The sequence below is a fragment of the Pseudomonas sp. S1(2024) genome (genome assembly GCF_046557535.1).
Genome location: NZ_JBKGFP010000049.1, coordinates 1 through 7,920, shown reverse-complemented (window position 1 = coordinate 7,920; position 7,920 = coordinate 1). Strand labels below are relative to the sequence as shown.

8 protein-coding genes are annotated in these 7,920 nt (G+C 65.0%); 3 read left to right on the top strand and 5 right to left on the bottom strand.

The window, feature by feature from the left end; genetic code table 11:
• Positions 1–92 precede the first annotated feature (92 nt).
• Together ACLCGK_RS14105 and ACLCGK_RS14100 are read right to left on the bottom strand one after the other, a co-directional pair.
• Positions 93–296: a DUF2788 domain-containing protein gene (locus ACLCGK_RS14105; RefSeq protein WP_013974331.1), complete on the bottom strand. Its 204-nt coding sequence runs from the start codon at positions 294–296 to the stop codon at positions 93–95.
• A gap of 54 nt (positions 297–350) precedes the next feature.
• Positions 351–827 (bottom strand): Lrp/AsnC family transcriptional regulator, encoded by a 477-nt coding sequence (locus ACLCGK_RS14100; protein WP_003249795.1) that lies wholly within the window; start codon positions 825–827, stop codon positions 351–353.
• 395 nt (positions 828–1,222) lie between these two features.
• Here ACLCGK_RS14100 and ACLCGK_RS14095 point away from each other — a divergent pair, with 395 nt between their 5' ends.
• On the top strand, positions 1,223–2,008 hold the full coding sequence (locus tag ACLCGK_RS14095) for a DUF6515 family protein (protein ID WP_189121382.1): 786 nt from the start codon (positions 1,223–1,225) through the stop codon (positions 2,006–2,008).
• A 207-nt stretch (positions 2,009–2,215) separates the two neighbouring features.
• On the opposite strand, the gene ACLCGK_RS14090 is transcribed toward ACLCGK_RS14095, so the two are convergent.
• A complete protein-coding gene (locus ACLCGK_RS14090) occupies positions 2,216–3,088 on the bottom strand; it encodes a cation diffusion facilitator family transporter (protein ID WP_410952214.1) in 873 nt (290 codons plus the stop codon).
• Positions 3,089–3,110: 22 nt separating this feature from the next.
• Positions 3,111–3,530: a hypothetical protein gene (locus ACLCGK_RS14085; RefSeq protein ID WP_013974328.1), complete on the bottom strand. Its 420-nt coding sequence runs from the start codon at positions 3,528–3,530 to the stop codon at positions 3,111–3,113.
• Between the two features lie 116 nt (positions 3,531–3,646).
• Here ACLCGK_RS14085 and hrpB point away from each other — a divergent pair, with 116 nt between their 5' ends.
• Positions 3,647–6,175 carry an ATP-dependent helicase HrpB gene (gene hrpB, locus ACLCGK_RS14080; RefSeq protein ID WP_410952213.1) on the top strand — a complete coding sequence of 843 codons (2,529 nt, stop codon included), beginning with the start codon at positions 3,647–3,649 and terminating at the stop codon, positions 6,173–6,175.
• 36 nt (positions 6,176–6,211) lie between these two features.
• On the opposite strand, the gene ACLCGK_RS14075 is transcribed toward hrpB, so the two are convergent.
• Positions 6,212–6,868 carry a YciC family protein gene (locus tag ACLCGK_RS14075; protein WP_085720952.1) on the bottom strand — a complete coding sequence of 219 codons (657 nt, stop codon included), beginning with the start codon at positions 6,866–6,868 and terminating at the stop codon, positions 6,212–6,214.
• 166 nt (positions 6,869–7,034) lie between these two features.
• Here ACLCGK_RS14075 and ACLCGK_RS14070 point away from each other — a divergent pair, with 166 nt between their 5' ends.
• Positions 7,035–7,787 (top strand): DUF2076 domain-containing protein, encoded by a 753-nt coding sequence (locus tag ACLCGK_RS14070; RefSeq protein ID WP_410952212.1) that lies wholly within the window; start codon positions 7,035–7,037, stop codon positions 7,785–7,787.
• Positions 7,788–7,920 lie beyond the last annotated feature (133 nt).

The window sequence follows — 7,920 nt, the reverse complement described above, 5'->3', positions numbered from 1 at the left end:
GGGCCACCCCACACCCAAAGGGGGGGGTAAATCCTGAAGGGGTGATGGAAAACCTGTGGGAGCGGGCGTGCCCGCGAATGGCCCTGAATTTTCTACACCCCTTCGAGAAACCCCACCACCACGCTCTTGATGATAAAGGCCAACACCCCCAGCCCCAGCACGAAGAACAGGATCAGCGTCCCGAACCGCCCGGCCTTGGACTTTTTCGCCAGGTCCCAGACGATGAAACCCATGAAACCGATCAACACGGTGACCAGGATGATCATCATCCACTCTTCGAATACGGCGGGATCCATCAGTGTTCTCCAGGCGTTTTGAGCGTCCGATTATACGCCTGCTGGCGCAGGCAATTAACGCAGGTGGGTCAAGGGCAGCTCGGTGCTGGCCAGCACCTGGTTCAGCACGAAGCTCGAACGCACGCTGGTGACGCCTTCAATGCGGGTCAGGCTGCCTAGCAGCAGTTTCTGGTAGTGGTCCATGTCGGGCACCACCACCTTCAGCTGGTAGTCGGCATCCATGCCGGTGACCAGGCTGCATTCGAGCACCTGTGGCAGGTTGCGGATGGCCGCCTCGAAGGTTTCGAAACGCTCCGGGGTGTGGCGGTCCATGCCGATCAGCACATAGGCAGTCAGGCTCAGGCCCAGCTTCTTGCGGTCGAGCAGGGCTACCTGGCGCGAGATGTAGCCATCGTCCTCCAGTTGCTTGACCCGACGCGAGCATGGCGAAGGCGACAAGCCGATGCGTTCGGCCAGTTCCTGGTTGGAAATGCGCGCATCGCGCTGCAATTCGGCGAGGATACTCAGGTCGTAGCGGTCAAGTTTGCTCATGGGTTATGCCTTTTCTGTTCGGATTGCGGCGAATTATCAATCCAGGGTGAAAAATTGCGCAAGTGCTATTTATCTGAGCAATCTTCGCAATCATCTGCCGCAACCTGTCCGGTATCTTTATCCACAGAATCACTGCCCGGACATCAGTCCACGGCGACGCGCCCTAGGCGGGCGGTCGCGGCCAGCCATCCAACAGGATCTGCAGGCCCCCGGGCTACACACCTTCCAGAAGACGGTGTGAGGTGAGCCGGCGCCACAAGTGCCGAGCACGGACGACAATTCCTGAAGGGAGGCCCAGCGGCCTCCCTTTTTTCATGTCCGGAAATTTAATTGGCCTGCGTGACAGGCGCGGTAGACTGGCTGTGGTTGCCGTATTTTCTACCGAGAGGAACAGCATGAAGTCGCGCATCTGGCAGTTGGCAGGTGTTGGTGTGTTGGGGTTGAGCATCAGCCTCGGGGCCATGGCCGAAGGGCCGGGCGAGGGGGCGCCGGGCCGCTCGCTCAATTCGCGTGACGAAGTGCAGCAGACCCAGCCGCCACGCCAGGGCTATTACCAGGACATTCCCCGCCGCCATGGCGATAACCGCCACTGGGAAGCCGGTGGCCCGGGGCAACGGCCCGGTGGTGACTGGCAAGGGCGCCCGGATGGTCATGGCAATGGCTGGGGGCCGGGGCCGCAGTATCGCCCGGGGCACACCATCGATCATTTCCCGGACCGCTACTGGAAAGTGCCCTACCGTGGCGATGACTACTTCTACTCCGGTGGTTACTGGTATCGCCCCCATGGTGGCCGTTATGTCGTGGTGACCCCGCCCCATGGCGTGCGGGTTGACTACCTGCCGCCCTATGCGCGGGAAGTCTGGCTGGGCGGGGCGCTGTTCTTCCTGGTGGCCGATACCTATTACCAGTACCTGGCCGACAGCCGCGAGTACGTGGTGGTCAACCCGCCGGTTGCGGCGCCGGCACCTGTAGGCGGTGGGTATGACGTGGTGGCCTACCCGATGTATGGGCAAGGGCAGGAGCAGCAGGACCAGGACCGTTACCAGTGCCACCGCTGGGCGGTGAGCCAGTCAGGCTTCGACCCGGCGACGGCGGCTTACGCGCCGCCGGCCAATGTGGCGGACAACTACCGGCGGGCGCTGGGCGCTTGTTTCAGCGGTCGAGGCTACAGCATCAACTGAGCCAGATGTGCTGCCTGTCCCGGCCCTATCGCCGGCAAGCCAGCTCCCACAGGTACTGCACCGGCCTGAAGCCATGTGTAGTGCCTGTTGGAACTGCCTGTCCCGGCCCTATCGCTGGCAAGCCAGCTCCCACTGGTATTGCGCATGCCTTCAGGCCGGTGCGGTTCTTGTGGGAGCTGGCTTGCCGGCGATAGGGCCCTTGCAGGTTCACACCGGATCCGCGTGCACCATCACATCCGCCTGTGGATAACGCTGGCGGATCACCTTCGAGGCCTCCACGCACAAGGCATGCGCCTCATGCAGCGGCAACTGCCCCGGCATCTCCAGATGCAACTGCACGAACCACTGGTTGCCCGACACCCGTGTACGCAGGTCGTGCACGCCTTTGACCCCGGGAATGGCCAGCACCAGCGCAGCCATGGCCTCGCCGACATCGCCGGGCAGTTCCTGATCCATCAGGATGGCCGTGCTTTCCCGTGCGATCTGCAGCGCGCTCCAAAGGATATAGACAGCGATGCCCAGGCCGAACAGCGCATCCAGCTGCGGCCAGCCAAAGCGTGCCAGCAGCAGGGCCAGCAGGATGCTGCCGTTGAGCAGCAGGTCCGAGCGGTAATGCAGGGAGTCGGCCCGCACCGCCGTGGAGCCGGTCAGGCGGATGACCTTGTGTTGCAGTGCCAGCAGGGCAAGGGTCAGCACCAGCGACAGCAGCATTACCCCGATACCGATGGCGGTATCGCCCAAGGGTTGCGGGGTGTGCAGGCGTTCAACCGCCTGCACTCCGATCAGCACCGCACTGACCCCGATGAACAGCGCCTGCGCCATACCGGCCAGGGCTTCGGCCTTGCCATGGCCGAATCGGTGGTCGTCGTCGGCCGGGCGCAGGGCATAGTGCACGGCGAGCAGGTTGAGGAACGAGGCAACGGCATCCAGTGCCGAGTCGGTCAGCCCGGCCAGCAGGCTGACCGAGCCGCTCAGCCACCAGGCCAGCGCCTTGCTCAGGACCAGAATGCTGGCCACCGCCAGCGATGCGCGCGTGGCCAGGCGTAGCAGGCGCTGGTGTTCAGCCGGGGTGGTCATCATCCGTGGGTAGTGTCCTTGTGCTTCAGGCTGCAGGTACCAGGCCCAGGCTGGCCAACTGCTCGATGCTGCCGCGATGCTGGATCAGCCGGGGGTCGTTCAGCGGCAGGCGCTGGCCCAGTTCGCTTTCCAGAATGGCCTGCAACTTCAGGTTGTCGACCTTGCCATCGGGGCTTACGGCCTCGCGCAGTTTGACCGGGTCGACCTGGGCGGATCGCCCGCCCGAGTAATAGATGGCGCCCGTGGCAAAATCGATACCGAAAGCGATCAGCCCCGGGATCACGTAGAACAGGATGCCGATCGCATCCATTGCGGCAACCACTGGGTCGATCTTGCCGCCGATCTGGCCGCGCCGTTCCGGGTAGAGAATGGTGCCGCAGGCGGTCAGTTGGGTCAGCAAGGTGACGATGAGGGCGCCACCGATGACGCGGGTTGGGATGCGCATGTAAATCTCCGAAAAGGTATCCAGCAGGGCAAGCGAAGCGCCTGCACCTGAAGCTAAGACCATGATAGAGCAGGCTGGGTTCGCCGTTATACTCGCGGGACTGTTCGAGGACCACCATGATTTCATTACCGATCGATGCTGTCTTGCCCGCCCTGCGCCAGGCCCTGGAAAACCGTGACGAAGCGGTGCTCGAGGCGCCACCTGGCGCGGGCAAGACCACCCGCGTGCCGCTGGCGCTGCTCAACGAGCCGTGGCTGGCCGGGCAGAGCATTCTCATGCTCGAGCCCCGCCGCCTGGCAGCGCGGGCTGCGGCCGAGCGCCTGGCCAGCGAGCTGGGCGAAAGGGTCGGCGAGACCGTGGGCTATCGCATCCGCCTGGACAGCAAGGTCGGGCCGAAAACCCGCATCGAGGTAGTGACCGAAGGCATCCTTACCCGCCGGCTGCAGGCCGACCCGGCGCTGGAGGGCGTGGGGCTGGTGATTTTCGACGAGTTTCACGAGCGCAGCCTTGATGCCGACCTGGCCCTGGCATTGAGCCTGAATGGCCGGGAGTTGCTGCGGGACGACCCGCCGCTGAAGGTTTTGCTGATGTCCGCGACCCTGGAGGGCGAGCGCCTTTCGCGGCTGCTGAATGATGCCCCGGTGGTGAGCAGCGAAGGCCGCATGCACCCCGTCGACATCCGTTGGGGGCGGCCTTTCCAGCCGGGTGAGTTCATCGAGCCTCGGGTAGTGGACAGCGTGTTGCAGGCACTGGCTGACCAGACCGGCAGTTTGCTGGTATTCCTGCCGGGTCAGGCCGAGATCCGCCGGGTGCACCAGAGCCTGCAGGAAGCGTTGGGCGAGCGTCCCGAGGTCCTGCTCTGCCCGCTGCATGGCGAGCTCGATCTCGACGCCCAACGTGCGGCCATCGACCCGGCGCCCAAGGGCCTGCGCAAGGTGGTGCTGGCCACCAACATTGCCGAGACAAGCCTGACCATCGACGGCGTGCGCGTGGTGATCGACGCAGGCCTGGCCCGGGTACCGCGTTTCGACCCCGGCAGCGGCATGACCCGCCTGGACACCCAGCGCATCTCCCGCGCCAGTGCTACCCAGCGCGCCGGTCGCGCCGGCCGCCTGGAGCCCGGCGTATGTTATCGCCTTTGGTCCGAGGCCCAACATGACCAGCTGGCCGCCCACGGCAGCGCCGAGATCATGCAGGCCGACCTGGCCGGCCTGGCCCTGCAACTGGCACGCTGGGGCGTTACGCCCGAGCAGTTGCGCTGGCTCGACCAGCCCCCCACTGCAGCCTTCACCCAGGCCCAGGACCTGCTGGCACGGCTCAATGCCTTCAAGCCCGGCAGCCGTGACAACCTCAGCGAACACGGCCTGGCCATGGCCGAGCTGCCCGCGCATCCACGTATTGCGCATTTGCTGTTGCGCGGCCAGGACCTGGGCCTGGCACAGATGGCCTGTGATGTGGCTGCGCTGCTGGGCGAGCGGGATATCCAGCGCGGCGGTGGCGCCGACTTGCACAGCCGGCTGGCGCTGGTCAGTGGCGAGAGCAGGACCGCCCGTGGCAGCCACGGTGGTGTGCAGCGTGCGCGCCAATTGGCCCGCCAGTACCGTGGCATGCTGCGTGGCAAACCAGGCGCGCCGGTTGTGGACCCTGATCACCCGCGCTGGCTGGGCGCGCTGCTGGCGCTGGCCTACCCCGACCGCGTCGCCCAGCAGCGCCGCGAGGGCGGTGCGGAATACCGGCTGGCCAACGGCCGTGCGGCGCTGTTTGCCGAAGTCGATGCACTGATGAAGTGCCCGTGGCTGGTGATCGCCGACCTGGGTAGCCGCCAGGGCCAGCGCGAAGAACGCATCTATCTGGCCGCCGAGTTCGATCCGGCGCTGTTCGAGGGCGTGCTGGCCGAGCAGGTCGAGCGGGTCGATATCCTCGATTGGGACGAACGCGAGCAGGTGTTGCGCGCAGAACGTCAGGTCAAAGTCGGCGAGCTGGTGCTCAGCCGCGAACCGCTGCCCGGCCTGGATGACGAAGCGCGGGCTCGCGCACTGCTTGGGCTGGTCCGGCGCAAAGGCCTGAACCTGCTGACCTGGACCCCCGAGCTGCGGCAATGGCAGGCGCGCGTGGCCTTGCTGCGTCAACTGGACCTGGCCAAAGACGGCCACAGCGAATGGCCCGACCTGGCTGACGAGGCCTTGCTCGCCAGCCTGGAAGACTGGTTGCAGCCCTACCTGGGCAAGGTGTCGCGCCTCAGCCATTTCGCCGCACTGGACTTACCGTCGATGCTGCGCAACCTGTTGCCCTGGCCGCTGCCGCAGCGCCTGGAGGAGCAGGCCCCCGCGCACCTGGCGGTACCGTCCGGCTCGAACATCCGCCTGGACTACAGCGAAAACCCGCCGATCCTCGCGGTGCGCCTGCAAGAGCTGTTCGGCCTGGCCGAAACTCCACGCATCGCCAATGGCCGCCAGCAGGTCAAGTTGCACCTGCTGTCACCGGCACGCCGCCCGGTGCAGGTGACCCAGGACCTGGCCAACTTCTGGCGTACGACCTACGCCGAGGTGAAGAAAGATCTGAAGGGGCGTTATCCGAAGCATTACTGGCCGGATGATCCGCTTGTGGCCGAAGCCACCGCTCGGGCCAAGCCTCGAGGGACGTGACAACAGCGTTTCCCGGTCAAGCGATGAGCCTGGGCATCACGCCCCGGCTTCGCCTTCCAGCAACATGAACAGGCGATACAGCACCACGGTGCTGAACAACTGCAGGAAGCCGCTGAGGCTGTCCATGGCCAGCTCCATGCCGGGCGATGGCTCGGGGAAGGCCATCAGCAGCAGGCCGTCGATCAGCCAGATCGGCGCCAGCACACCTACGACACAGATCATGATGCGCATGAAGTGCCCGGTGGTCATGCTTGCGCTGTCGCGCATCGACTGCACCACCGGCCGGCCGCGCAGTACCAGCAGGTACTCGGCGAACACAAGGTTGATCATGATCCACACGCCCGGAAAGATGAACAGCGCCAGGCCGGCCATGATCAGCAGCGAGCTGATCAGGATCAGCAGGGCCAGCTGCGGCCACAGTTGCACGGCGCGGGCGAACAGGTCGCGCTTGGCGATTTCCTGGCCGTTGCTGCGGGTGTCGAGGTACAGGATCAGCGCGGCGCTGTACAGCGGGTAGAACAGCAGGCTGATCAGCATGCCGTAGGCCGGCGATGCCTGGTCGCCCATCTGCCGGTACAGCAGCTGGGTGAGCAAGGCTTCCAGCACCACCAGCGGCAGGCACAGCTGGAGGATGCTCGGCAGGTGGCGGCGGAAGAAGTACAGGGAGTCGCGCAGGACGCTCAGCGGATTCATCAGTCTACATCGCATGGCAGTAAAAACAGGGGCATAACTTTAGCCCAAAGCAGGCCTGGGGCTGTCACTTGCTGAAAAAAGTTTCACGCCGCCGGTGATTGAATCCCACGCCTGTACGCCCCATCTTTGACGCTGTCCGTTGTCCGCTACCCCACGAGGTCGCCCCATGAATACTGAAGAACAAACCCTGATCGACGGCCTGTTCGGCCGCCTCAAGCAAGCCGAGGACCCGAGCCAGCCACGTGATGCGCAGGCCCAGGCATGTATCGAGGAACATGTGCGTCAGCAGCCAGCGGCGCCTTATTACATGGCCCAGGCGATCCTGGTGCAGGAGGCAGCGATCAAGCGCCTCGACGAGCAGAACAAGCAACTGGAAGCCGAACTGAAGCAGGCTCGTGCCCAGGCCGAGGCCACCCGTGCCGGCAGCGCGCCGAGCAATGGCGGTGGTGGTTTCCTGTCCAGCATCTTTGGTTCGTCTGGGCGCAATGCGGCCCCGGCCGTGCAACCGCAGCGTCCCGCTGCAGCACCCGTGGCAGCTGGCGGTGGCTGGCGTGAGCCGTCGGCGCCGGGCTTTTCCCAGCCACAAGTGCAGCAGCCTGGCTTTGGCGCTGCACCAGCACGCAGTGGTGCCAGCAGCTTCCTCGGCGGTGCGATGCAGACTGCGGCCGGTGTTGCGGGTGGTGTGTTGCTGGCGCAGGGCATCAGCAGCCTGTTCAACCACAACTCGCAGCCCGAAGAGGTGGTAGAGGTGATCAAGGAGGAGCCGGCGCCGGCCAGTGACAGCGGAGGCTGGAACGACTCGGGGGCGCAGCAGGTAGCTGACAACGGTGGTTGGGGCGGCGACCAGGGTGGTTATGCCGACAGCGGTTATGGCAGCGATGATGGCGGGTTCTTCTCGGACGACGATTCGTACGTCTGACAGGTCTGGCATACTGCTGGCAATTTTGGGGGCGCTTTGCGCCCCTTTCGCGACACAAGGCCGCTCCTGCAAGGGTACGCGAACCCCTGTAGGAGCGGACTTGTGTCGCGCAAAGGATGCCCAAGAGCCCCCC

Coding starts and splice junctions, on each gene's coding strand:
- ACLCGK_RS14105 (WP_013974331.1), bottom strand. CDS start 296: ATGGATCCCGCCGTATTCGAAGAGTGGATGATGATCATCCTGGTCACC.
- ACLCGK_RS14100 (WP_003249795.1), bottom strand. CDS start 827: ATGAGCAAACTTGACCGCTACGACCTGAGTATCCTCGCCGAATTGCAG.
- ACLCGK_RS14095 (WP_189121382.1), top strand. CDS start 1,223: ATGAAGTCGCGCATCTGGCAGTTGGCAGGTGTTGGTGTGTTGGGGTTG.
- ACLCGK_RS14090 (WP_410952214.1), bottom strand. CDS start 3,088: ATGATGACCACCCCGGCTGAACACCAGCGCCTGCTACGCCTGGCCACG.
- ACLCGK_RS14085 (WP_013974328.1), bottom strand. CDS start 3,530: ATGCGCATCCCAACCCGCGTCATCGGTGGCGCCCTCATCGTCACCTTG.
- hrpB (WP_410952213.1), top strand. CDS start 3,647: ATGATTTCATTACCGATCGATGCTGTCTTGCCCGCCCTGCGCCAGGCC.
- ACLCGK_RS14075 (WP_085720952.1), bottom strand. CDS start 6,868: ATGAATCCGCTGAGCGTCCTGCGCGACTCCCTGTACTTCTTCCGCCGC.
- ACLCGK_RS14070 (WP_410952212.1), top strand. CDS start 7,035: ATGAATACTGAAGAACAAACCCTGATCGACGGCCTGTTCGGCCGCCTC.